At 63.1% G+C, this 24806-nt stretch carries 22 protein-coding genes; 11 read left to right on the top strand and 11 right to left on the bottom strand.

What is annotated here, in order from left to right; translation table 11 throughout:
- Positions 1–9: 9 nt before the first annotated feature.
- Positions 10–843: a helix-turn-helix transcriptional regulator gene (locus tag ACPPVQ_RS03870; RefSeq protein WP_426518816.1), complete on the top strand. Its 834-nt coding sequence runs from the start codon at positions 10–12 to the stop codon at positions 841–843.
- 510 nt (positions 844–1353) lie between these two features.
- Entirely contained in the window at positions 1354–2226 is an 873-nt protein-coding gene (locus tag ACPPVQ_RS03865; RefSeq protein ID WP_426518814.1) for a helix-turn-helix transcriptional regulator, read from the top strand.
- Between the two features lie 53 nt (positions 2227–2279).
- Here ACPPVQ_RS03865 and ACPPVQ_RS03860 read toward each other — a convergent pair whose 3' ends face one another.
- Positions 2280–2792 (bottom strand): cyclophilin-like fold protein, encoded by a 513-nt coding sequence (locus ACPPVQ_RS03860; protein WP_426518812.1) that lies wholly within the window; start codon positions 2790–2792, stop codon positions 2280–2282.
- Between the two features lie 17 nt (positions 2793–2809).
- On the opposite strand from ACPPVQ_RS03860, the gene ACPPVQ_RS03855 reads away from it, so the two are divergent.
- Entirely contained in the window at positions 2810–3706 is an 897-nt protein-coding gene (locus ACPPVQ_RS03855; RefSeq protein ID WP_426518810.1) for a helix-turn-helix transcriptional regulator, read from the top strand.
- A 3-nt stretch (positions 3707–3709) separates the two neighbouring features.
- On the opposite strand, the gene ACPPVQ_RS03850 is transcribed toward ACPPVQ_RS03855, so the two are convergent.
- Positions 3710–4381: an SDR family NAD(P)-dependent oxidoreductase gene (locus ACPPVQ_RS03850; RefSeq protein WP_426518808.1), complete on the bottom strand. Its 672-nt coding sequence runs from the start codon at positions 4379–4381 to the stop codon at positions 3710–3712.
- Between the two features lie 210 nt (positions 4382–4591).
- On the opposite strand from ACPPVQ_RS03850, the gene ACPPVQ_RS03845 reads away from it, so the two are divergent.
- From ACPPVQ_RS03845 to ACPPVQ_RS03825, 5 genes are all read left to right on the top strand, one after another.
- Complete coding sequence (locus tag ACPPVQ_RS03845) at positions 4592–5380, top strand: LLM class F420-dependent oxidoreductase (protein ID WP_426518806.1); 789 nt, start codon at positions 4592–4594, stop codon at positions 5378–5380.
- 8 nt (positions 5381–5388) lie between these two features.
- Complete coding sequence (locus tag ACPPVQ_RS03840; RefSeq protein ID WP_426518804.1) at positions 5389–7866, top strand: family 78 glycoside hydrolase catalytic domain; 2478 nt, start codon at positions 5389–5391, stop codon at positions 7864–7866.
- 3 nt (positions 7867–7869) lie between these two features.
- On the top strand, positions 7870–8490 hold the full coding sequence (locus tag ACPPVQ_RS03835) for a SemiSWEET family sugar transporter (protein ID WP_426518802.1): 621 nt from the start codon (positions 7870–7872) through the stop codon (positions 8488–8490).
- A gap of 133 nt (positions 8491–8623) precedes the next feature.
- On the top strand, positions 8624–9640 hold the full coding sequence (locus ACPPVQ_RS03830; RefSeq protein WP_426518800.1) for a zinc-dependent alcohol dehydrogenase family protein: 1017 nt from the start codon (positions 8624–8626) through the stop codon (positions 9638–9640).
- Entirely contained in the window at positions 9637–10842 is a 1206-nt protein-coding gene (locus ACPPVQ_RS03825) for an MFS transporter (protein ID WP_426518798.1), read from the top strand. The genes ACPPVQ_RS03830 and ACPPVQ_RS03825 overlap by 4 nt, the downstream gene beginning before the upstream one ends.
- Here the strand turns inward: ACPPVQ_RS03825 and ACPPVQ_RS03820 are convergent.
- Both ACPPVQ_RS03820 and ACPPVQ_RS03815 read right to left on the bottom strand, forming a co-directional pair.
- The gene (locus ACPPVQ_RS03820; RefSeq protein ID WP_426518796.1) at positions 10839–11552 is read right to left on the bottom strand and encodes an SDR family NAD(P)-dependent oxidoreductase; all 714 of its coding nucleotides are present in this window, start codon (positions 11550–11552) and stop codon (positions 10839–10841) included. The genes ACPPVQ_RS03825 and ACPPVQ_RS03820 overlap by 4 nt on opposite strands.
- A gap of 1 nt (position 11553) precedes the next feature.
- Entirely contained in the window at positions 11554–11916 is a 363-nt protein-coding gene (locus ACPPVQ_RS03815; RefSeq protein ID WP_426518794.1) for a cyclophilin-like fold protein, read from the bottom strand.
- A 535-nt stretch (positions 11917–12451) separates the two neighbouring features.
- Here ACPPVQ_RS03815 and ACPPVQ_RS03810 point away from each other — a divergent pair.
- Entirely contained in the window at positions 12452–15148 is a 2697-nt protein-coding gene (locus ACPPVQ_RS03810) for an AAA family ATPase (RefSeq protein WP_426518792.1), read from the top strand.
- Positions 15149–15669: 521 nt separating this feature from the next.
- Here ACPPVQ_RS03810 and ACPPVQ_RS03805 read toward each other — a convergent pair.
- Positions 15670–16896: a hypothetical protein gene (locus tag ACPPVQ_RS03805; protein ID WP_426518790.1), complete on the bottom strand. Its 1227-nt coding sequence runs from the start codon at positions 16894–16896 to the stop codon at positions 15670–15672.
- Positions 16897–17147: 251 nt separating this feature from the next.
- Positions 17148–18212 carry a protein kinase domain-containing protein gene (locus tag ACPPVQ_RS03800; RefSeq protein WP_426518788.1) on the bottom strand — a complete coding sequence of 355 codons (1065 nt, stop codon included), beginning with the start codon at positions 18210–18212 and terminating at the stop codon, positions 17148–17150.
- Positions 18213–18337: 125 nt separating this feature from the next.
- Between ACPPVQ_RS03800 and ACPPVQ_RS03795 the strand changes: the two genes are divergently transcribed.
- The gene (locus ACPPVQ_RS03795; protein ID WP_426518786.1) at positions 18338–18583 is read left to right on the top strand and encodes a hypothetical protein; all 246 of its coding nucleotides are present in this window, start codon (positions 18338–18340) and stop codon (positions 18581–18583) included.
- 3 nt (positions 18584–18586) lie between these two features.
- Entirely contained in the window at positions 18587–20050 is a 1464-nt protein-coding gene (locus ACPPVQ_RS03790; protein WP_426518784.1) for a deoxyguanosinetriphosphate triphosphohydrolase family protein, read from the top strand.
- Positions 20051–20143: 93 nt separating this feature from the next.
- On the opposite strand, the gene ACPPVQ_RS03785 is transcribed toward ACPPVQ_RS03790, so the two are convergent.
- The 5 genes from ACPPVQ_RS03785 to ACPPVQ_RS03765 form a co-directional block, all read right to left on the bottom strand.
- The gene (locus ACPPVQ_RS03785; RefSeq protein ID WP_426518783.1) at positions 20144–20590 is read right to left on the bottom strand and encodes a single-stranded DNA-binding protein; all 447 of its coding nucleotides are present in this window, start codon (positions 20588–20590) and stop codon (positions 20144–20146) included.
- 99 nt (positions 20591–20689) lie between these two features.
- A complete protein-coding gene (locus ACPPVQ_RS03780; protein WP_426518781.1) occupies positions 20690–21160 on the bottom strand; it encodes a hypothetical protein in 471 nt (156 codons plus the stop codon).
- A complete protein-coding gene (locus ACPPVQ_RS03775; protein WP_426518779.1) occupies positions 21157–21366 on the bottom strand; it encodes a hypothetical protein in 210 nt (69 codons plus the stop codon). The genes ACPPVQ_RS03780 and ACPPVQ_RS03775 overlap by 4 nt, the downstream gene beginning before the upstream one ends.
- A gap of 191 nt (positions 21367–21557) precedes the next feature.
- Positions 21558–23363, bottom strand: a complete 1806-nt coding sequence (locus tag ACPPVQ_RS03770; RefSeq protein ID WP_426518777.1) for a type IV secretory system conjugative DNA transfer family protein — start codon at positions 23361–23363, stop codon at positions 21558–21560.
- Complete coding sequence (locus ACPPVQ_RS03765) at positions 23360–24805, bottom strand: hypothetical protein (RefSeq protein ID WP_426518775.1); 1446 nt, start codon at positions 24803–24805, stop codon at positions 23360–23362. Before ACPPVQ_RS03765 ends, ACPPVQ_RS03770 begins: the two co-directional genes overlap by 4 nt.
- Position 24806 lies beyond the last annotated feature (1 nt).

Here is a 24806-nt window from a genome sequence, read left to right as displayed (position 1 = left end):
GTCGGCAGTATGGAGGATCCGAATCCGATCGGCACCTTCCTCAGAGCGCGAAGACAACTCGTCCACCCGCAGGATGCCGGCCTGCGGGATGACGGGAGCCTTCGCCGGGTCCCCGGACTCCGTCGCGAGGAAGTGGCCGAGCTCGCAGGAATCAGCACGCAGTACTACCTTCGCCTCGAGCAGGGGCGCGACCGTCACCCGTCCGAACAGGTGGTTCGCGCCCTCACCCGGGCCTTGCGACTCGACGAGGTCGCAGTCGGCTATCTCACCCAGCTCGCACACGAGGCTCCCGTGCTCGCCGCAAAGGTCGAAGAACCGGACGCGGTGGACCCTGAAATGACGTGGCTCGTCGAATCGTGGACCGAGACGGCCGCAGTGGTGCAAAACCGCTATCTGGACACCATCGCATCCAACCGCCTGGCGCAAGCGCTCACCCGAATGTTCGATGTTGGCACAAACAACCTCGTGTCGCTGTTCCTCGACCCCAGTGTGAGACGGCTGTATCGCGACTGGGATGGCTTGGCCGACCGTTCCGCAGAGCTGCTGCGGGCCATGGCCGGAAACGAACTCGAGAACCCGAGACTTATCCAGATCATCGACGAGCTGTCCGAGCACAGCGCCAAGTTCCGCCAGGTCTGGGCCAACAATGGCGTGCGGTTCCCCGAAGGCGGCGTACACATACTCGACCACCCCATCGTGGGTGAGCTCACACTCAACTTCAAGATCCTGCCCCTGCCGAACACTCACGGCGAGCAACTCTTCCTCTATTTCGCACAACCCAACTCGCCGTCGGCTGGACGGCTCGCGGAGCTAGCCGCCTTCGTCGATCCGAAGTCACCGTGATAAGGCGTCGAACAGAAATGTCGTCGGGATATGTGGGCCAGCCAACCGAACCAGCGAGCTCAAACGGCATGAAAAAAGCCCCAAGAAGACGAGATCTCGGGGCTTAGCAACGGCGCGGGACTTCAACCAGCAACACCGATTATGAGCCGTATGCTCTAATCGACACCCAGTGGGTAATCGAACTGTTGGCAAAATTCCCGTAATTCCGCGGAACTAAGGGTCACCGTGATGACGGAGATCACCGAGACTTCGAATCACGTGTGGGCAAAAGTGGGCAAGTCAGCAACCCATCCGTCAGTTTTATATCTTCTTCGACCCGGCAGGCGATCCTGACGGCGAGGGTCTGCGTCTGACCTGGAACTTGGCAACTCGGGCACTAGACGGTTTCGTCGCTGCGGATCCGAGTCATCCGGAGTCTGTCGTTCTCGCCGACTGATCCTTCCGGTCGCCAGGCCTGAGGTGTACCAACAAGGGACCCTTCCTTTGGGGGCGGCGTCTTACTCTTGACCCATGGACAATCGCGCAGAGGTCCGGGAATTTCTGATGTCGCGCCGTGCAAAGCTCAGCCCGGATGAGCTCGGCTTAGCCACCACGGGTACCCGTCGAGTGGCCGGCCTGCGTCGCAGCGAAGTCGCGTCGCTCGCTGATGTGAGCGTGGAGTACTACGCGAAGATCGAACGTGGAGACATCGCCGGCGTCTCCTCATCGGTGCTCGATTCGATCGCGAACGCGTTGCGTCTTGACGACACGGAACGCACCCACCTGTTCAATCTTGCGCGCGCGGCCGACGGCATCCCTCTTTCGGGTCGTTCGCGGAGGCGACCGGCGAAGGCGAGCGGTTCGAGGCCAACCCTGCAATGGACGCTGAACTCGATCAGCGGCGGAATCGCGTTCGTTCGCAATGCCCATCAGGACATGCTTGCCACCAATCCACTTGGTCGCGCCTTCTATTCGCCGCTGATCGGAGACGGAGGGGGGACCCCGAACCTGGCACGGTTCCAGTTTCTGGACCCGGCTTCGCATGACTTCTATCCCGACTGGGAGTTGTTCGCCGAGATGTGTGTGTCGATCATGCGTGCTGAGGCGGGTCGAGATCCGTACAACCGGGGTCTCCAGGATCTGGTTGGCGAACTCTCGACCCGCAGCGACCTGTTCCGCAGACTCTGGGGTGCGCACGATGTTCGAACCCATGGTGCGGGAACAAAGCGGTTCAACCATCCAGTCGTCGGCGAGATGATCCTTGCCTACGAGGAACTGGCGATCACCGCCGAGCCGGGCCTGATCCTGATGGTCTACACGGCGGAGCCGGGCTCGGCGACAGACGAGCGGCTCAGACTGCTCGCGTCGTGGGCTTCAACGGAAACAGCTGCCGCCAACTCGTAGCGGGCCTGGCGCCAACCAACTCGTTTGGTTCGACCCCGGGTGCTGCAGGACAATCAGTCCCTTCCGGAGCGAAGTGTGAGTCGGCAATCAGTTACGCACTCGGCCACAGTGTCTGCACCAGCGCCTACCTGCCCGACCAGGACGAGTCCGCGATCGGGTACAGCGGAGACATCGGCTTTGAAAACGACGAGCTTCTGCGCCGTGGCCCAGTAAGCGACATCGCCGCGATGAAATTGCTGGACCGAATCGGCACGATCCATGTTGAGCGGTGTCGGGAGGTCCGTCATGAGTGCCGTCCCCATCCGGTCGTTCATGACCGTGGAAAGCGGCAACTCCCGGGACAGCTCAATGGCCTGCGATGAAGAGTTGAGGCGGACAGTCGCTATCGGGGAAACGCTCACCGTCGCAGACGGAGGACTGGCGGTCAATGCGCCGAGCGAAAGGACCGCGGCGGCGAGGGCGAAGAAGATTCGAGCTATCACGCTATCTACTGAACGGCGTCGCGTGGGTTCGCGGGAGTCCCTGCTCTGAGGTGTCCCGACAGGGCATCCCACCTTGTCAGGCATCGACCTACCCTTGGTGCATGGATCCACGAACAGAGATCCGCGAGTTCCTCATGTCGCGGAGGGCTCGCGTTGAGCCGGAAGATGTCGGTCTCGCCCGCGGCGATGATCGCCGGGTGCCCGGCCTTCGTCGCGGCGAAGCTGCGGCACTGGCCGGAGTCAGCGTCGAATACTACGCTCGGCTGGAACGCGGCGGCCTCGGTGGCGCCTCCGACGCCGTTCTCGACGGTCTTGCCCAGGCGCTCAAGATGGATGATGCCGAACGGGAGCATCTCTTCCGTCTCGCCGATCGCGCAGGCCGCAATCCGGCACCACGGTCGACGGAAAAGGCCATTCAGCCGTGGCGGCCCACCTCAAGCCTGCAGTGGATGCTCGAATCGATGGAGTCTGCGGTCGCCCTCATCGGCAACGGGCGCACCGACCTCCTGGCCTGGAACCCTCTGGGGCGGGCGCTGATGGACGAGATGATTGTGACGTCAACGACCAAACCACCGAACTTCGCGCGGTTCATCTTCCTCGAACCGGTGGCTCGCCGCTTCTACACCGATTGGGAAGCGACCGCGAACATCAACGTCGCCCAGCTGCGGACGGAAGCCGGCCGCGACCCGCACAACAAACAGCTTCACGACCTCGTCGGAGAGCTGAGTACCCGCAGCGACCATTTCCGGATGATGTGGGGCAAGCACGACGTGTGGCAGCATCAGTCCGGGCTGAAGCGATTTCACCACCACATCGTCGGCGACCTGGCGTTGCACTTCGACGGCCTCGATCTCGTCGGTCGCCCCGGTCTGCAGATGACGGTCATGACCGCCGAACCGGGGTCACCCGATCGGGAGAATCTTCAACTCCTCGGAGCCTGGTCGACCACCGCGTTGCGAGACGATGAAACCTCGATGAGTGCGCAGCAGACCAGCTGAGCGCTATGAGACGTTGGGCATCGGCTCCGCAAAGATCCGGAACTCCACCGGGTGCGTGTGCAGGTGCCAGAGCCGATCCGCGAGGACCTGCGGGTCGTGCGTCGGGTCACCGTCTCTGATTCCCTTGGGAATGATCAGCTGGCCGACCTGAATTCCATCATCGGCGACCGCTTCGCGCAGCATGCGCGCGAACGCGGCCTCAGCCGCGAAGGCGATTGACGTTCCAGCCACGTTCCGATTCGGCTTGGCACCGGATCCGCCGTTGACGAACAAGATCGACCCGCGGCCCAGCGACCGCATCCCCTGAAGCACTTGATGAGCGGCTGCGACGGGTCCGAGCACGGAGAACTCGAACGCACCGATCAGGTCTTCCGCTGTCGTCTCGAGCACCGGCCGAAGGAACTCCTTCTGCGGCAACGGGCTGTACTGAAGAACCTCGATCGGGCCGAGGTCCTGGGAAGCACTGTCCAAGGCGGCGATCAGGCTTGGCCTGTCGCGCACGTTGGCAGAGTAGCCGCGAGCGCTCAATCCCTCTGACCGCAACTGCTCGGCCAGAGACGCAACTCGCTCCGGGCTGCGGGAGATGAGGGCTATGGCGAGGCCTTCGCGTCCGAATCGTCGCGCGGCCGCTATGCCGAGTCCCTTTCCTGCTCCGACAATGGCGATGGTGTTCATGGCGGCCCTCCGTTTTCGTGATGCTGCACGTGAACCCGGCATACCCCCATCGCAGCACTGACTGGGACACCCTGGTTAGACGTGTACCAACAGGGTGTCCCTCGCCACCCCCTTCCGCGCATACGGTCGTTGTATCCACGCAACGATGCAGGAGGTTTAGGGGTGATCCAGAACCATACAACCGCCCCGCGGCGACCCGTTCGGATCGGCGTGCAACTTCAACCGCAGCACGCCGCCTACGAAACGATTCGCGAGCGTGCCGCTGAGCTCGAGGATCTGGGCGTTGACGTCCTGTTCAACTGGGATCACTTCTTCCCGCTGAACGGCGACCCCGACGGACCCCATTTCGAGTCCTGGACCATGCTGGCCGCACTGGCCGAACAGACCCGCCGCGTCGAGATCGGCGCCCTGGTCAACTGCAACAGCTACCGGAACGCGAATCTCCAGGCGGACATGGCGCGAACCATTGACCGGATCAGCGCGCACGGGACCGGAACGGGACGATTCATCCTCGGGATCGGCTCGGGCTGGTTCGAGCGTGACTATGACGAGTACGGCTACGAGTTCGGCACGGTCGGACAACGGTTGGACGCTCTCGCGGCGAACCTGCCCGTCATCAAGGAGCGGTGGACAAAGCTCAACCCGCCGCCGACCCGCAAGATCCCCGTCCTCATCGGCGGTGCCGGCGAGAAGAAGACCCTGCGGATCGTCGCGCAGCATGCCGACATCTGGCACAGCTACAGCGACGTCGCCACGCTGGAACACAAGCATTCGGTGCTCACCGGTCACGCGGATTCGATCGGCCGCGACCCGGGAGAGATCGAGACCTCGGTCGGCGTCCTCGACTCCATCGCCCACATCACCTTCCCCGAAGCCGATCAGCTGCACCAGCTGGGCGCGACCATGTTCACCATCGGCCTCAACGGTCCCGACTACGACCTCTCCGTCGTCCCCGACTGGCTCGCCTGGCGCGACCAGAAAAACGCATCCAACACTTGAGGATCCTGATGACCGACACCCATTTCCCCGGCGTCCGCTGGCACGGACACTGGATCGCCGGCGACCTTCCCGACTTCACCGTCAATCCGACCAGCATGGGCGGCGACCTGTCCCCGCACCCGTTCACCCGGGTCCTCTTCCGCAAGACCTTCGCCGTGCCCAGCACCGCAGAACCGGCGTTCCTTCGGCTGTCTGCCGACTCCCGCTACGTTCTGATCGTCAACGGCCAGGAAGTCGGACGGGGCCCGATCCGCTCGCAACCGCGCAGACTCCGCTGCGACGAATACGACATCAGCAGCTTCCTCACGGTCGGCACCAACGTGATCGCCGTTCTGGTGACGTACTACGGACACGCGAACTCCTACTGGGAGCCCGCAGCATCAAGCGGCGTGATGGGCCGTGACGCCCAACTGGTGCTGGAGGCGAAGATCGGTGAAACCTGGGTCGTCAGCGACTCCAGCTGGCGGGCACTCCGCTCGGATGCGTGGACGGCACCGGCCTCGGGACAGGCGCTGACCGGAGTCCCCGTCGAAATACTCGACGCACGCCTCCTCGACCCCGCCTGGCCCGCCATCGATTTCGACGACGCCTCCTGGGTGGACGCCAGCCTCCTGACGGCGACCCACGATGGCGGTCTTGCCGAATCCCGACCACCCGTCGACCCCTACGGCGCTATGCTCCCGCGTGGGGTCGGGTTCCTCAGCGGTGACCGGGTCGCACCGGTATCGGGGTACGCGCAACACGTGGCCGCCCTTGACGACCTTCCCTCCCATCCCGCCGAACGCGTCGTCGCCGCCCTTCGCGCCGCCCGTCCGGAACAGAGGACGGTGGAACTGCCGTCGACGTTCCCACTCCGCAGGGATGGCATGACCGTTGTGACGTTCGACTTCGGTCGCATCGTCGCCGGCCACGTCGAACTCGAGGTAGAGGCGCCGGCCGGCACCCGGATCGACCTCTATTACCAGGAGACCCACGCCTTCGATCCGACCACCGGACCGGTCGATTCGGCTCCGCGCACCAGCGCAACATACATTGCCCGCGGACACGACGACCGGTTCAAGGCCATCGACCTGAACGGTCTGCGACGCATCACCCTTCTCCTTCCTGCCGGCGAGGGGGGAACTGTGACCGTGACAGTCCTCGCCGTGCAGGAGTACCACTACCCGTTCACCGGCGACGCGAGCTTCGACTCCAGCGATCCAGAGCTCAACCGGCTCTATCAGGCCGGAATCCGCACCACCGAGATGAACTCGTTCGACGCGTTCACCGATTGCCCCACCCGTGAGCAACGCGCCTGGGTCGGCGACGGCGTCGTGCACCAAATGGTGCATCTGGTGGCGAACTCGGATTGGCGGTTGGCACGGAACTACATCGCGTTGGGGGCGTCCCCACGCGCCGACGGCATGCTTCCGATGACGGTGGTCGGCGAGGTCGAACACGCCGGCGGCTACACGATCCCGGACTGGGCGTTGCACTGGGTCCACGGTGTGCACAACCTGTTCCGCTTCGACGGCGACCGCGACGCCCTGCGCAGCCTGCTCCCCGTCGTCGAACGGATCCTCCGCTGGTACACCCCGTACCTCGACGACCGCGGAACCCTCACCGACGTCCCCGAATGGAACCTGATCGACTGGTCCAGCGTGTTCGTCAGTGCCCGCTCGTCGCTGATCACCGGTCTCTGGGCGCGCGGCCTCGCCGAATACGCCGAGATCAACGAGTGGATGGGCAACGGCGACGCCGCCTCCTGGGCGCGTAACCTCCACGACGCCGCCCGCGTCGGTTTCGAAGACTTCTGGGACGATACCCGCGGAAGCTACGTCGACCACATCGCCGACGGAGACCGCCTGCCGCCCATGTCGCAGGCGGCGGGAGCAACAGCGATCGTCTCCGGGCTCGCGCCGCGCGAACGCTGGGCGCGCATCATCGAGGTCATCACGGATGAGTCACGTTTGGTTGTCCGGTCCTGGATCGGCGGAGCAGACGGCGGCTACGACATGCAGAAGATCGTCGACCAGGCCGCCGGTATCTACCGGATCGATTGGGATGCCGAACGCGAGATCGTGATCGCGGAACCGTTCTTCAGCTACGTCGTCCACGACGCCGTCGCCCAGGCCGGCGCCGCAGCCTCCTTGCCCGACATGCTCCGCCGGTGGAGCGTCTTCCTCCACGACGGGTACGACACCTTCGGTGAATGCTGGGGATGGGGAACCCCGGTGCACGCGTGGAGCGCGACACCGACCAAAGACCTCATCTGGTATGTCCTCGGCGTCACACCAGACGAACCCGGATTCGGTGTCGCCCGGATCGCCCCACGACCCGGCACCATCGAGCGAATCAGCGGAACGATTCCGACACCCCACGGACCGATTCGGGTGACCGTCGAGGGGCGCAGCGTCGCCATCGACAGCCCTATCCCGGTCCGCTTCATTGCCGAGGACGGTTCGGAGCGTCCCGCGGCCGCTGGTCGCTCCACCTTCCAGCTGTAGACCATGACGACGACGGAGCTCGTGGGGTGGGCCGGAACTCTCACCGGCATCGTGCTCGGTCTCCCGCAACTTGTTCGACTCGCCCGAACCAAGAATGTAGAGGGGCTGTCCCTCCGCGCCTGGCAAGCCATGCTTGCGGTGAACCTCGGATGGACGGCGCACGGCATCCATATCGGCCAGCCTCCGCAGATTGTGGCGAGCGCACTCTCCCTCGTTGCAACCGTTCCGATCCTGTACCTGATGTCGCGGCAGCTCCATCGCAGCTTCGTACTGACGCTTGTGCCCGGGTTGATACTCACGGCGATCATGATCGCGGTCGACCAACTCTTCGGTTCTGCCGCCTACGGTGTAATCGCAATCATTCCGGCCATCATCTCGAACGCCGGTCAGAGCGTCGCGCTGATCCGTGCCGAGCACGTCCTCGGGGTCTCCGTCGTCTTCCTGATGCTTGCTGCGGTGAATCAGGTCTTTTGGCTGACCTGGGCGATCCTTGTCCAGGATCAGGGCACGATCATCGTCGCCGTGACCACGGGAACGATCGCTGTCTTCAACCTGGGATGGTACGTGGCGCGCAGGGTAGGACTTCCGGCCCTCGGCCACTCGGCCCCGAACGCGACCTTCTGACCCGGGCCCGACACCGGCTCAGCCATGTACTGGCAGTACACCCTCCAGCAGGGTGTTCCTCGATCGTTCGGGGAGCGCTTGGCTGGTCATACACGGCGATCCCGATCGCATCTCGTTCAAGCTAGGAGTTCCGATGCTCGCAACCATCCTTCACGCCGCCGGTGACATCCGCGTCGAAGAGCGTCCGCATCCGACCATTCTCGAACCCACCGACGCGATCATTCGGATCGCCGCCGCCTGCGTATGCGGGTCGGACCTGTGGCCGTATCGCGGTGCGGATCCGGTGACACAGCCGACACCGATGGGTCACGAATACTGCGGCATCGTCGAGAAGGTCGGTGACGCGGTGACGAGCATCCGGCCCGGACAGTTCGTCGTCGGCTCGTTCTTCGCCTCCGACAACACCTGCCCCAACTGCCTCGCCGGCTACCAGAGCTCATGCGTTCACCGGCAGGGCATGCCGGGCGCCCAGGCCGAGTTCATGCGGGTACCCCTGGCCGACGGAACCCTCGTCGCTACCCCTGAGGTTCCGAGCGCCGACCTCATCCCGAGCCTTCTCGCCCTCTCCGATGTGATGGGCACCGGATGGTTCGCTGCGGTCGCAGCCGACGTCCGGCCCGGCAGCACCGTGGCCGTCGTGGGTGACGGGGCCGTCGGTCTCTGCGGCATCCTCGCGGCAAAGCAGATGGGAGCCGAACGCATCATCGCGATGAGCCGGCACGCCTCCCGACAGGCGCTGGCCGTCGAGTTCGGCGCCACCGACATCGTTGAAGACCGCGGCGCCGAGGGCGTCACGCGAATCAAGGAACTCACCGGTGGCTTCGGTGCCGACTCGGTGCTCGAATGCGTGGGAACCCAAGAGTCGATGATGCAAGCGATCGAATCGACCCGGCCCGGCGGCTCCGTCGGGTACGTCGGCGTCTTCCACGATGTCGCCGTTCCCGGACACGAACTGTTCTTCTCCCACGCCCACCTGCACGGAGGTCCCGCCCCGGTTCGCCGATTCCTGCCCGACCTGATCGACATGGTCCTGAACCGCCAGATCAACCCCGGGCAGGTGTTCGACCTCACCCTGCCGCTCGCCGACGCCGCTGAAGGCTACCGGGCCATGGACGAACGACGGGCGATCAAGGTTCTTCTGCAGCCATGAACACCGCGCCCGTGACAAACACGTCCGTGTCCGTGGGCGAAAAGGTCCGTCTTCCCTGGGCGGCTTTGCTAGTGATGTCGTTGACCGCCTTCGCATTGATCACCACAGAGACGATGCCCGCGGGCCTACTATCTCAGATCGCTGCTGGTATGGACGTCAGCGAGGGCACGGCCGGGCAGTACGTCAGCGCCTACGCCCTCGGCACAGTCATCTTCGCGATCCCCATCGTCTCGATCACCCGCGGGGTGCGCCGCAAGCGACTGCTCCTGCTCGGCCTCCTCGCCTTCCTGATCGTCAACACGATCACCGCCCTGACCTCCTCAATCGTCCTCGCCCTGAGCATGCGATTCATCGCCGGAATCTTCTCCGGCCTCCTCTGGGGAATGCTCGCCGGATACGCCCGCCGAATCACCACCAAGGATCTTGCCGGTCGAGCGCTCGCGGTCGCCTCCATCGGCACGCCGATCGGACTCGCCCTCGGAACCCCGTTGGGTTCGTGGCTGGGCACCACCTTCGACTGGCGGTGGGCCTTCGGGGCCTTATCGATCCTTGTCGTCGTAACAATGGGCCTTGTCGCCATCCTCGTCCCCGACGCGCCAGGACAACACGCCGAAACACACAAACCCATCCACTTCGTTCTGCGCCTCCCCGGCGTCGGCATGATCCTCGCAGTGGTCGTGGTCTGGATGCTCGCACACAACACCCTCTACACCTACTTCTCGGTCTACCTCCGAGACGCCGGCATCGCGATGGGGGTGGATGTCGCTTTCGTCATCTTCGGCATCTCAGCCCTCGTCGGGATCGGAATCACCGGGGCGCTCATCGACCGGGCGATTCGCCCGCTCATCATCGCCAGCGTCGCACTGTTCGTCATCGCGAGCGTGATCTTCCTGGTCGGCCACGACTCGGAGACCGCCGTCATCATCGCAATCGTCCTCTGGGGCGTCGCCTACGGAGGCGCCGCCCCACAACTCCAGACGGCGATGAGCGAAGCAACCGGCCACAACGCCGACGTCGGCAACGCAGTACTCGGCGTGGCCTTCAACCTCGCCATCTTCTCGGCCGGCGTGCTCGGAGCCCTCCTGATCAGCGGCGGAGGGCTCCTCCTGCCCGTCGTGATCATCGGCCTCACAACAGCGGCCCTGGTGATCGCGATCGTGGCGCCACGCGCTTCGTTCCGCAACCACCGGGTTTCGCACTAGTCGAGATCGAGGCCGGTGCTCCGGCGAAGCGCCTGGAGCAGGCCCTCCTGGAACCCGGGGTCTGCGGCTGCCGGCGCGGGCCGTTCAGTTCGCATGTGATACCAGTAGCCTCCGGTCGCCGGCATCACCTCCGGGTGTGATGCCAGCCAGGCCTGCGTCTGGTGCCCGGCGGTTAGATCGTCGGGCGCTCCCGCCCCGCCCATCCGGGTTGGAACCCAACCTGGATCGACGGCGTGAGCGGTGGTGCGCTCCCAACGATTCGCGGTGGCGAGGGCCAGCGCCGTGACCCACAGCTTGGTATCGCTGTAGCTTGCTGCGCCGGATTCCAGACGGCCCAGGTCGGTGGAGCCGCCACGATGCATCGAGCTGCTGATATAGACGAGGCGGCCAGGCTTGGGCATCAGCGCCGTCAGCACATACGGGGCGATGATGTTGACCTCTCTCAGCCCGCGACCGCCTATTGTGCCGGCGTTGTGAATAACCGCGTCGAACGTGCCGAACGCCTTCGCCTGCTCAGCGACATCCTCCGTCTCGCCGAAGTCCGACAAGTCGCCAACGATCGCGCCCTTCCAGACGAGGCCCGCGCCGGACGCGGGACGACGAGCGGCCGTACGAGAGTGAACCACGACCTCGTGTCCCTGTGCGGCGAGCTCTGAGGCAGCAGCGAGCCCGAGTCCACCGGACGCACCAGTGACCAAGACGAGCGCCACGTCACTCCCCCCGTTGAAGACGACCAATGCGGATGACGACACCGTCGTCGAGGGCGCGCAACGCCTGTAGGTCGTAGTCGAAGCGGCCGATCCGAACCAGACCGGGCCAGCGTCCAACATGCCCGTAATAGAGCGCCAGACCCTTCGTCGGGGCGTAATACCCGATTTCACCCGGAGCCGGCTGATCCTTCTCGGGAACGCCGCTCACTCGGAGCGCTCGGGGCAGGCGAGCAACTTTCTCGACATCGTTGAAATCCGAGAACGGAAGCTCCAGAGGAAGCTGAGCGACCAGCTCCAGAGCCACGGGGTTCGAATACAACTCGCCCTCGAAATCACCAGCTGCACTCGTCAGTCGAATCAACACGGCGCACCTCCAAATGGTCAGCTCTCGTTGCGAATCGCCATACAAGATCGACGATAGGCGTCGAAGAGGAGCCGAGGAATCCCCTCCCGGTACACCCCTGGCTGGCAAATCGCGACTAGCGCTGCTCCTCTGGCCACGAAGATCAAGGTCGAGCCGTTCCATACGACAACCGCTCTCTGTCGTGCCTAGCGGGGCAAATCACAGGTGCGCGCACGCACGATCGGCCGGCCGCGTTGACGTCGGGAAATGTGCGCCATCTACGTCGGCGTCTGATCAATCGGCGGTGATGTTCGGGCGAAGAAGGGTGGAATCACAATCAATGGAGAAAGGACGAGGCCCGAAGGCGTGCAAACCACAAAGAAGAAAGAGCCTGAGGGAAGAGAGACAAGGTCAGGGAGTATGAACCGAAAGGCAATGCACGCAGGCACTTTGGAAGTGAATTTGCGATTTGCGCGCCAAAACGGATGCGCGCCGCAAATGTATAAGTGTGAGAGGTGGCATTGCTCGGTGGAAGCGTGGACAGGCTTCGCAAGGCGTGAAGCAGGCGATCGCGTACGCCTTCGGCGGGGTTTGTGATTCGACGCTGACCGCGAAGACTGCGGATGGTGTGCTGGCCGCGGCAGGCTATGCAGATGCAGTGATGACCAGGTACATCGTGGAGAACGGTGCCATCCGTGACGACCTCCTTACCCGCTCGCGGCTGAAGAAGTGGGTCGGCGGGTTCGACCCGCTCACCGGTGAGCGACGAGGCCGAGACTTGGAGTCGCCGGTCGCCGATCTGATCCTTGATGCGACGATCAACGCTCCTAAGTCGTACTCGATCGCCGCGATGCTGGATCCCGAGTTGGCCGCCGCGTACGAAGACCTTCAAGACCGGTTGCGGGATCGGATCATCAAGCTCTGGCAGAGCGAACTCAATGCTCGCCGTGGCGCCGGCGGTGCCATCCGTGAAGACCTTGCGCGGATCGAGGTTGTCGAGCTACGACACGAGCGGTCGCGGTCTCTAGATCCGCACAAGCATCGCCACTTGTGGCTGAACGTCAAGGTCCAAGGGCAGGACGGCAAATGGTCGAACGTCGACACTCGAGTGGCGTTGCGGTTCCAGAACGTGATTAATGCTGAGGGTGATCTCGCCTCCCGCACAGACCCCGCCTGGATCACCGCGTTGGCATCGAAGGGGTTCACCATCGACGACGATGGGGAGATCACCCAGCTACATCATCTGGTTCGGCCATTGTCGAAGAGGTCGGCGCAAATAGAGGCGAACAAAGCTGCTCGGACTCGGAGTTGGAAGGACGAGCACCCCGGCCAAGCGCCATCCCGGGATGTGCTCACCCAGATCGATCGATGGGCGTGGGCGAACGGTCGACCAGACAGGCCGCGCCTTTTCGACGAGGAGGACTGGGCCGCGGTGATTCAGGGTGAGCTCGCACTCGCTGATCCTCGCCTCGAGTCAGAGCGGGCCTCCTTGCCCGTCCGATCAGTCTCTACTGCAGACCTGGATCTCGAGTTGCTGGCGGCCAAGGCCATCGTTGATGCGGACTCGCGATCGACTGGAACAGGAGGGCGGTTCAGCATCTTGGATATCCGGGCCGGCGCGATCCGCGCAATCTCCGCGACGCGCGTCATCGCAGAGCGCGACGAGCTAGCGATGATTGCGAGTCAAGTCACGGCGGCGGCGGCTCGCGCGCACACAGTCACCCTACTAAATGAAGCCGATATCCCAAATCACATCAAGCATCTTATGGCCAACGCAACTGCAGCACTCAAGGCTGGAATCGCTCACCGCATTGACTCCATTTCGGTCGCAGGCGACGCACTGCCGGAGGCGGAGGTGGTTGCTGTGGGAAGGCTTGTCGAACCCGATCGGGTGCTCAACACCGACCAAGCCCGTGGCGCAGCAATCGTCGCTGGCACAGCCGGAATCGTTTGCGTGAGCGGCGCTGCAGGAACGGGAAAGACCACGATGCTTAAGGTTGCCGGCGCTGCCTTGCGTCGTCGGGGTCACAACATGATCATCGTGGCGCCCACCAAGAAGGCTTCATCCGTCGCAGGCCGCGAGGCTAGCAGCGCATCGTCATCACTCCATCAGTTGCTTCACGACTACGGATGGCGGTGGCAAACGAATTCGGCAGGGAGTACCGACTGGCGGCGGCTCAACCCAGGGGATGTCGACGATCTGTCGGGACACACTTATGAGGGGCCGAGACGACCCATCAACAGCGGCGATCGAATCGTGGTCGATGAAGCCGGGATGCTAGAGCTCGAAGCAGCCAACGCGCTTCTCGACGTTCTCGGGAGGACAGGGGCAAACATTGCCCTTGTAGGCGATGAGCGTCAGGCCTTACCCGTAGGACACTCAGGTGCGATGGCTCTCTTCTGGCGTCGCGCCTCAAGCCGAGTGGAACTCACGACCATCCACCGGTTCAAGGACCCGAACTGGGCGGACTTGACTCTGCGGATTCGCGAACCTGACAGCGCAGAAGACGCAGCATCCGCAGCAAATCAGCTGATCGAAACTGGACATGTCATCCTCACTAATAACGATCTGGACGCGCAGCGAGCGATGGTCGACGCTTGGTTCGACGCAACAGGCCGCGGACAATCAATCGCACTTGTTACCGCTACGCACGCGGAAGCTCAAGCGGTCAGCGAAGCGATCCAGACCCGCCGCCTTCAGAGCGGGTCCATATCGATGAAGCACGTGGCTATTGGCCAGGGTGGGCAGATACTTGCCGAAGGTGACTTCGTCCAAACTCGCCGCAATGACGCGACGGCTGGGGTCGACAATCGCCAGACGTGGACGATTAGGAAAGTGACAAGCGACCACGTTGTTCTTGCAGCGCACGGTGATGCGTCAGATTTGCGGAAGGTAACGCACGCGTACGCGTCGGAGCACATGCACCTGGGATATGCCTCCACCGTGTACGGCGTTCAGGGTGAGACAACGGATCGCTCACTAGTCGGCCCCGGAGTAGACGCCGCCGGTTTGTACGTAGGGCTCACGCGAGGCCGAGAGCACAACGCCGTTGTTCTTACCACGCCTTCCTCGGCGGCGGCTCACGTGGCGCTGACGGAGATGATGCAACGACAGGCGATCGAAGAGACACTTGACAAGTCGCGCGACGCCGCACGACGCGAGCTTCGTCGGGCGGCGACAACTCCGACGGGTAACGGGCCAGTTCTAGCTGACTCACTCTCCACGGAGTCTGCTGCGTTGAGGATCGATTGAAGTTGACGCGAAGTCAAGAGCGGAGTCCCGTGAGTCGCAGTTGGCGTCCCAGTTCGTTCGCGCCCTCGAGGGAGCCGTCCACGGCTTTGAACGAGAAGAGTGCGACACCCAGAACATTCGCTTGCTGCTGTGCCTCCGGGAACACACCTCCACGGACAAAGATCAATGGCTGGCGCCCATCGCTGGATGCAACGCGAGACGCACGCACGACGGGATCCTCTTCGAGGTTTCCACGACGGTTACTGACCCAGACTAGGTAGCGCCGGCTATAGAGGTCGCATGCATTTCGCGCTTCTCCAGACGCCTGGACGGTATCGGCGGCGCCGAGATGCACCATCCAGTCGCGGCACAATCCAACCGCTTGCTCATCAGACACGCCCAAAGGTACCGGCGGCGGCTCCATACTCATCGCTCTAGTCTGCCTCCACCCACCGGGGATGCACCAACGAAAGTCGTTTGCCAGGGTGCTATCGTCTGTCGACTGTCCGGACGCTCCATCCGTCTTTGGAACGATTCGGAACCTAAGCGATAAAGCCTTCGATTCGGGCGTTCAGAGTGTCGCGTTCTGCTGCCGGCAGATGGGGAGCGAGGCGCCTGGCCTGCTGTATGGCTCGGCCGAATCCGGCCGATCGCGCGCGAGCCTCTTCCAGAGCCCAATGAAAGGCAGCCATCGCGGCTAAATTTCTGTGGTTCAGGTTTGTTAGGCCACGAATTGAACGCTCATACCGGGTCGCTCCGCCCAAAACGTCGCCCTCACGGAAATGAATAAGTCCGATCGTTGCCAGCTCCACAAAATCCTCACGCTCTGTATAAGTCTCAGGCGAGGCGATGAGATGTCTTGCCTCTGCGACTCTGCCCAAATTGGCCAAGGCGTATGCCGCATTGTTTTTGAGCATGCGATCGTGTGGATGTACGCGGAGCCCTGCCTGAGAAATGCGTGCCGCCGCGCTGAAATCTGCTGAGCCAACTGCCGCCGTGTACGACGCGAAGTGGTACGGCTCAAGTGAGAATGGCTGGTCCGAGTGCCACAACGTTGCCTCGGTGGTTGCTCGTGACCACTCACCGGCTCGGGCGAAATCAAGAGCTCGGGCCTCGAATCCGCGTTCCACCTCGAGGAGACCTGGTGCTATATCCAGATTTGCTTTCGCGGAAAATGAGGCGGCCTGCGCAACTGCGTTCTCCGTTGGGTCCACGAAGGACGCACGAAAGAGCTCGCGTGCACGGCGATCACGACCGGCGTGCAATTCTCCAGTAGCCAGCTCGCTAAGAAGCTCACTTACTGCGCGGGGCGAATATTGTTGGCTTGCTGCTACCTCTCGGGCCTGTCGAATTCGCCCTGCCCGCCCGAAGGCCAATTGCGAGGTCGACAACTCTGCAGCAAGCAGCCATGGGTCGGACAGCACGCGGCTTGTCGAATTCAATATCTGATTCGCACGGGCCGGATCGCCCAAATGAACATAGAATCGGGCCGCAGCTCGAAGGACAAATCGATTTTCCGGCGCGAGCGACAGTGCAACTCTCAGTTCCTGCTTAGCTCGATCGTTCATCCCCTGCGTCGTGTGCGCAAGGGCCAAGTCCGCCCAGGCAATGCTGTTCGCCGGGTTCAATTGGACGCGGTGCTTCGCATCGATAGCAATCGCCCGACCCACCTGTAACACGTCGGTTTCAGCAGAGAACTGCTCACTCAGGTCCGACGCGCTCGTGAGTCTGCCAGCGAGCGCACGGAGTCCCGCTGGCAGATCATCCATTGACGAGATTGTCTCGGCGACATGTACCGCTTCGTTCCTGTGTCCGCTTGCAAGTAAGGCGCTGAGAAACTCTGCCATCGAATAGACGTCTGAGCGTCCACGGAGCCTACGCCGGATTCGAGCCAGGTCACGATTAGAACCCGATGCACTTCCATGATCCAGAGCTGCCAGCTCGCCAGTGCCGTAAGTGTTGCGATATGACCTCCACCTTGGAACAAGCTGGCGTTCTTCAGGCTTTCCAGATTGCGCGGTCATGCCGCACTCCGTCCGGCGATACGTGAACGGACGGCAGCAAGATCCAAAGCCGAGATAACTCGTTCGAGCGAATAGATCGAACCGTGGCCTAAACGAGCCCTCGGGTGTCCACGTCGAGTGCAGTCCGGAGCGCAGAGGTATTCAACCACGGCCGTTAAATCGCCGGCAACTTCGACGGGAAGTCGATCTGAGAGCTCAGCGAGCACTTCCGAGTAGGCGTTTTCCAAATAAGGAAGCGCCTCGGTGTAGCCGTCTCCATACACGTCCCAGTGGTGCTCCGGCGACAAGCGTTCCGCCAAATAGCCATTCATGGTCACACCCGTGAATGTGTACGAAATGAGACTGCCGAGCTGATAGAGATCGGCGCCGAATCGACGGACCATAGAGTCTGAGTGCTGGAAACCATATAGCTGTTCGGGCGGAGCATAGCTTCGATCACCCGGGATGAGCATCGCGTCGTGTCCCGTCTGGATCGTGGCCTGAAATGCCCGCCCCAAGTCGGCGACCTTGCCATGATTTCGCGCGTCATCGCCGCCAAAGACAAGCATGTTCGATGGCTTAAGATCCTGATGCGCCACCTTCCGCCGGTGTAACTGGCGAAGGCCGACCGCAAGATCGTGAAGAAGGTGGAGCCGTATGTCGACATCGACGCTCTTGGCATCGCTAAGCGTCCCATTCATATCGCCGTCGGCAAGTTCGAAAACAATGAAATACACGGTTGCCAAAGGTGGGAAGAAGCCCTCAAGGGTAACGCGCCCGTGATCCAAGGCGGTCACGACTCGAGTCATGCGTTCCTGCCCACAGAGAAGCAGAAGATCTCGTTCGGCCAGGTAGTCGTCGATGGCTGCCCGTTGCTCCTCGAGCTCTCCGAACACACTGACGAGGTCAAGGACCTTCATGAAGCCGCGACGTCCCGCGGCATTTGTTACTGCATACGCAACGCTGAACGAGCCGTCAGTCTCGAGTCTTTGCCCAACGGTCCATTCGTCGTTCAGGCGGTGTCCCGAGAGATTCAATGCCGCGTTCAGCGCGTCCCAATTCGGCTCCTCGGTGGGCGTCATTGGTGCCTTCCTGTATGGCCCCGACGCGAACTCTCCCTCGCGCCGTGCACTAGACTGGTTAGTCCGGACCGGTACGATTAGTCCATCGTCCGACGTCAATACGACGATCTGATAATAGGGGCACTGTGACTACTACCACGCAGGACGCAACGTTTGTCGACCAGACCGCTACTCTCCGTGCGATGGCAGAGTGCCTAAAGCAGGTAGCGATCGAGAAACCCAACAGTGATATTTCTGAGCTGCTGAGACTCGCCGGCGAGCGCTACGGAACCACTCCCTCCCAGATGAAATATGCGCTCAGCTTTGCGGGCGTGAAGAAGCTTGTTCGAATCGACTACGACTCGGCAACTGTCTCTGCAACCACGGACTGAGGGTTGGCTGGCAACGCTGACCGGCTGAAACGTACGGCTGACGGGTCGCTCTACCTCGACGAAACGTTTGCCCGTCGGTATGGGCGCCGAGGTTGGTCGCAGCCAAAATCGAGCGACGAACGAACGCATACCGAACAAGATCGTGGGCGGCTTCAATATTCGCCTTACCTTCGCCGGCTGGCAGGCGTCACGCAGGTAGTCTCACCAGAACTCACGAGTTCGAAGCTCCACAGTAGAGCATCGCACAGCTATAAAGTTGCCATGATTTCGCGCGAAATAGCCGAGAACTTCTCGCGAAGAGCTTTCACAGATGCCTCGATCGCTCAAGGGATCGTCGATGCTGGCGGCTTAGATGTAACCGCCTGCGAAGCTGCCGGCCTGGCTCATGATCTCGGCCATCCCCCGTTTGGCCACGCAGGGGAATCGGAACTGAACCGAGCTCTCCGCTCGCGCGAAGTGTGGGAGGGGTTTGAAGGCAATGCTCAGTCCTTCAGAATCGTCAGTTTTCTCGATCGTCACAAGTACGAGCAAGGCCTTGATCTCACCAATGTCGTTTTGGCAGCAATTCTGAAGTATCCATGGTGCCGAAAACTCACCGGGGACGATCACACGATTAGCGCGCAGAGCAAGTTCGGCGCCTACGAGTCTGAACGCGAAGACATGGAACGCGCCCGTGGAGAGATCATGCCAACTGTGCGCCAGGACTTCGAAGGGGACCAGCCTCCACAGTCCTTGGAAGCGTCCATCATGGACCTCGCTGACGACATCGCATATTCAATCCACGACTTGGAAGACTTCTGTTCGCAAGGATTCATTGATTTGTCTGCCGCGATCGATGGCTTGCAAGCGTTTCTAGCGAACCCGGAATCTGCCGACAACGCCTACTCTGCAGGAGCGATCAAGCTGGCAAAAATTCACGCGGATCTATACGAGTCCGGCGAATACCACGCCGCTGCAAAAAGGGTCTCGGTGCTACTGAATCAAATGGATCCGGTTTCATGGGGGCAATCGATGCGCGACCAGCAGCTCAGAAACGTCCTCAGTGACAAGATTGCGGACTTCTTTGGGGCGCTTCGTTTGTCGCGCGAAAGCGGATACCCTGTAGCCTCGCTCGAGTCACCTCAATGGCACGAGATGCAAATCATGAAGCAGGTGACCAAGCACTACCTAGTGGCCACTTCCCGGATGGGGCAGATCCAGCGCGCCCAGCGGAAGACAATTGAGCGTCTCTTTGAGGGGCTTGAAGAGTGGATTCAGTACACGGATGATGCCAGCTCTTTGCCCGAGACGCTAAGGGTCTTTCTCGCTGGCCTCGCCCTTCCCAAGGGAGGTCCTCTCGCGAGCGGGCATTATCGTGCGATCGTGGACTATATCTGCACAATGTCCGACTCGGAGGCGTTTCTACGCGCGCAATGGGTCACTGGAACTGAGATTCCGGGAATGGCGAACTTGGGTCTCGTCGACTAGGCCGCCTGGAGCGCCGAGTTCGTCCGCATACGAGTGTTGGAGCGCCTAAAACCGATATGGCGGAGCCCCGCAAGCGACTCCGCCATATCGTTCCTACGCTCCCAGAGACGCTTCCTGCGCATTAGCCCCGGCAGCCCGATAAGGCCCGGTCGCAGAGGCGTCCGGGCCGTCAGCTTTTGGGGCGCGGCGGGCGATCTCTGCGGTGGTGTACCGGAGTGATGGGCCGATGCTGTCGGCGACGACCTCGGTGGCGGCTCGCGGTTCGCCCGTGGCTTGGTCGGTCCAGTGGCGGAACTCGAGGTTGCCGTTGACGATGACGGTGTCGCCTTTGGCGAGGCTTTCGCGGACGTTCTCGGCGGTCCGGCCGAAGACGGTGGTGCGGTGGTACTGGGTGTCGCCGTCGACCCACTTGCCGTCTTCGAGCTTGCGGTCGGTGACGGCCACGGTGAACTTCGCGAACTTGGTGCCGTTCTCCGATTCACCGTAGGCGGGGTCAGCGACGAGGTTGCCTTCGATGCTGATCGGTACTCGTGTACTCATCGTTCTTTCCTTTCACTTTCGCGGCCATCTGGTGCGGTCGCTCTCACTTGTACATTGCGTTTTCGACGAAGTGAATGCGCGCTGGCGGCGCGCAAACGATCAATTGGCGTGAGATTCATGGATCCAGTCGGCCCAATCGCCCGGGATCATGTCGTCGCCGGATTGTGGGAGTTCGGTGTGACCGTTGTGGCATTCGCCGTTGTACCAACCGGCAAGCCTGGGGGTGGCAGCGGCGAGGCGTTCATGCCAGCCGATCGGTCCGTAGCCGGCGTCGAGGCTGTCGTAGGAGACGAGCCACGCCGTGTGGAGCGCGGAGAGTTCTTCGACGAGCGGACCATGTTTGTACCAGCAGGGTGGGATCTTTCGAGCTGGGAGGTTGTAGCGGCGGGTGAACCAAGCCACCCACTCCCCCAGGTCAGTCCACGCCTGAAGTGCATCTGCTCTTTCGAGGGTGCGCCAGTTGACGACGGTGATACCGAGCATCCCGGGACTGCGCCGCGGTACTTGGTCGCCCCAGTTGTCGGGGAGAGAGTCGAGGAGGTCCTCGATCGGGGTTTCGTCACCGCTCACTGCTGCTCCGCTGCTTCAATGTAGCGACCGATCTTGGCCCGCAACCGGTCAATGGCCTGCGCGGACGCGGTCCGGCGTGAGACGAACCCGGAGAGGGCGCGGTCGCGTTCGATGAGCAGGTGGACGTATTCGTGGCAGCGCGGGTGCAACGCGGTCAGGTCCTGGTGCCGTTCCCGGGCGGACCAACCCTTCTGGGTCTGGGTCACGCCGCGGTAGTCAAGGTGGTGGAGTTCGAGGGTGCGTGGGGTTCCTGTGCCGAGACAGAGGGCACACCGAATCTGCCCGGTCCGGTGGACTTCTTCCATAAACCAGCGGTCGCGACGAGCGAACCAGGCCGGCGAGTGCAGGTAGCGGGCCCGGTAAGTGTTGTCCCGGGCCGGGCGTCGACGATTGGACATTAGTGTCGCTCCCCTGCAGTGTGCCGCCGGTTCATGGCGGCCTGGTATTGCTCGGCGAAGACGACCTGCTGATCGAGTTCGGTGAGGGTTTTGCCGGCGCGGATGTGGCGGGCGTCGTCGCGGTCGGTCCAGCCGCGGAGGTCGAGGAGGATGCCGCGCCGATTGCGGTAAGCGAGGAGACCCGTGGTTTCGGGCATCCGCCGGATTTCGTCGATGGTCATCACGGGGACCTTCTCGCTGTTGACGTTGGTCGAGGACCCGGCGTCGTTGTAGGAGTGCCCGGTGTTCCGGATCCGGCGAAGACCGAGGAGGGATTCGATGTCTCGGAGGTGGTCGACGTCGGATGCGCCGCCGAGCAGGAGTTTGGCGGTGGCGGCGGACCAGATGGTGTCGGCTTCCGCGCGGGACCAGGCGGTCTCTGCTTGGGAGAGCGCCTGGAGGACGACGACGGTGGAGATGCCGATGCCGCCGCCGTCGGCCATAATTCGGGGCAGGGCGGCCCAGGAGAACATGTTCGCGATCTCGTCCAGGATCAATGCCAATGGGAGGTCGAGCCGGGAACCGGGTGAGGCGAGGGCTTTGCGGCGTGCGGTCTCGACGATGTCGTCCAGGATGGCGCCGAGGAATCCGCCGACGGAGCCTGCGCCGGCGCCGGTGCCGACGAGGTAGAGGCTGTTGGAGCCAGTGAGGAACTGGTCGGGGTCGAACTGCTCCCCCGGGCCTGGCGTCATCGCGGTGCGGATGGCGGGAATGGCGAGGGGGCGGATGGCGCCGGAGACGCCAAACCAGGAGTTGGCGAGCAGTTTCTGGTCTCCGTTGATGATCGCGTCGAGATCCTCGGACCAGCCGGGTGTGCCGTCGTTGGCGAGGACGCTGACCGCCTCGAGGGCGAGGCGCGGGTTGGAACCCCACCGGGCGAGGGCGTCGGCGCCGCGGCCGGACACCGCGGCCGCGTGCAGGAGTCGGGAGAGGACAGAGGAAGAGACGTGCGCCCACTCTTGATTGGTCTTGGATGCGCCGAGGGCAGTGCCGGCGACGATCGCCTGCCCGCGCTGGTCAGCGATCAGGGGGTCTTCGCAGCCGGTCACTGGTGAGATCCGCAACGCGGAGCGAACACCGGAGAGCTCTTGCGGGTCGAACACGGTGACCTCACCGGCCCGGGCCCGTTCGCGCATTGTGGCGGAGAGGTTGTCGTTGCGGGTGGAGGTGGTGATCAGCGGTCCGTCCCAGTCGAGGATGGCGTTGATGATGAACCGGTAACCCTTGCCGGACCGGGGTGCACCCTCCACGACGATCGAGTCCTCAATGGACACGTAAACGTCCTGCCCGTGCGCCCGGCCCACCTTCCAACCGACCGCCGCCGGCGTAGGAGCCTTCAGCGAGGGGCGCAAGGTTTTGGCGCGGCGCACGGCGGTGCGGGCGGAGGTGTGTTTGCGGACTTCGCCGGGTTTGGCGAGTCCGTCGCGGCCGCGCAGTTCGCGGATGAAATGCCGGTCGGACTGGCGGTAGCGCAGCCACCAGACCGTCATCGCGACGACAGCGCCGAGGATGAGGAGCAGCGCGAGGACGTCGAGGACGCGAACCAACGTCACCGGTGCCGCGCATCCAGCCGTTGGCGTGAAGCCGGTGGGGTCGCCGCTAATGGCGAGTTGGAGTCCGGCGAAGACGCTGCCTGGGCGGCCCCCCGAACCACACACGGCCTGGATGGCCGCGTCCGCGATGGCGGTCGTGAGGGCACCGAGAACGATCACGCCGAACAGTGCGTAGAGAGCGAGTCGAGGCCAGGATGAGCCGTGGTTTCTCATGCTCGTTCGCCTCCGAAGGCGTCGGTGCGGAAGATGCCGAGTTCGTAGTCGGTGCAGATGTTGCGGACCTTCGCGACCCGGTCTGGGCCGATCTGCCAGAGCCCTTCGCCTTTGTGGAGTTTGCGGACCAGGTCGGCTTGGGTGTCGTTCCAGCCGAGGATCTCGCGCGACCTGGCGATCTCGCCCGAGTGTTGGGCGTAGGAGATACGGGTTTCGCAGTCGGCGAGGAGACCGAGAGCTCGGGAGTGGAGGGCGCTGTTGCGGTCGCCGAGGGCGTCAAGGTCGGCGACCCGGTGCAGCAGATACCAGTTGCTGGTGCCCAAGTGTCGGGCGATCTTCTCGTCCTCGACCCGTTCGGCGAGACCGTCGCCGCCGGAGACGTCGTTGAGGAGCTCGACCGCGGCTTCCTCGTGGATGATCACCCGCGCCTGCCGGTTGGCGCCGAGGGAGGATCGTCGGATCCAGTTCGCTGTCGCCAGCCGGGCCAACGCTTGCGCTTCCGGGGACGCACCCTTCAGCGCGGAGGTGTCGACGACCATCATCGGTGCGTCCGCGTCGAACCGGACGGTGGAAGGTCCATCGAAGAATCCGGTGAGATCGCCGGAGACCATCCGCCGTAACGAGTGCGCCAACCGGTGACCGGCGTCCGCGACCTCGGCCGGGAGTTGATCGTCGGGGGCGACGAGCCGGTTGTAGACGTGGGTGATGGTGACGGTGGTTTGGCCGCGCAGGGCGTCGAGGGCGGTGTCGAGTGCGGTGTGTTCGACCGGTTCGAAGGTTCCGCCTTCGCGGAGCCGGCGGATGATCGTCTTTACCGTCGCCCGCCGGTATTGGAGGACGTTTTGGTTCCAGTCCTCGCCGGAGAACGACGGGTCGCGGGGGCCTTCATCGAGAAGGTTGATTCGGGCGGCTTTGCCCGGGCCGACGCTGATCGACGTGCCGCCGACATAGGCGGCGACCCGCACCCACTCGCCGTTGGGGTCGTGCGGGACCGCGATCTTCCGGCCCAGCCGGGCGAGTCGGGAGGACCAGGACTTGGCGAGCATCGACTTGCCGGTGCCTTTCACGCCGAGGATGGCGACGGAGTGGGAGCGGACGGCTTCGGCGGAGTAGGCGTCCCACGGGTCGAAACAGAACGGGGCACGGGAGAGCAGGTTCTCGCCGATGTACGCACCGGTTAGGATGTCGCCGGTCTCGGCCAGGAAGGGGTAAGCCCCGCCGAGGACTTTGGAGGAGCAGCGGTGCGCGGGCGGGGTGGCCCGCAGTGGGCCGCGCAGGTTGTGTGGTTGCTTCCACCCCCAGGCCGGCATCTTCGACCCGGGCATTTCCTGCGCTTGAACCTTCCACGCCGACGACTTGTCTGCGGAAGGATGCTTGCGACGGTCGTGTGCTCCGGCCTTTTCGTTCGCGGGGACGCGTCCGATGACCGCGGTCTGTTTCATC

It is taken from the genome of Leifsonia sp. McL0618 (genome assembly GCF_049994905.1).
Taxonomy (GTDB): domain Bacteria; phylum Actinomycetota; class Actinomycetes; order Actinomycetales; family Microbacteriaceae; genus Diaminobutyricibacter.
The sequence above is the reverse complement of the archived record's forward strand: the minus strand, read 5'-3'. Positions and strand labels throughout refer to the sequence as shown.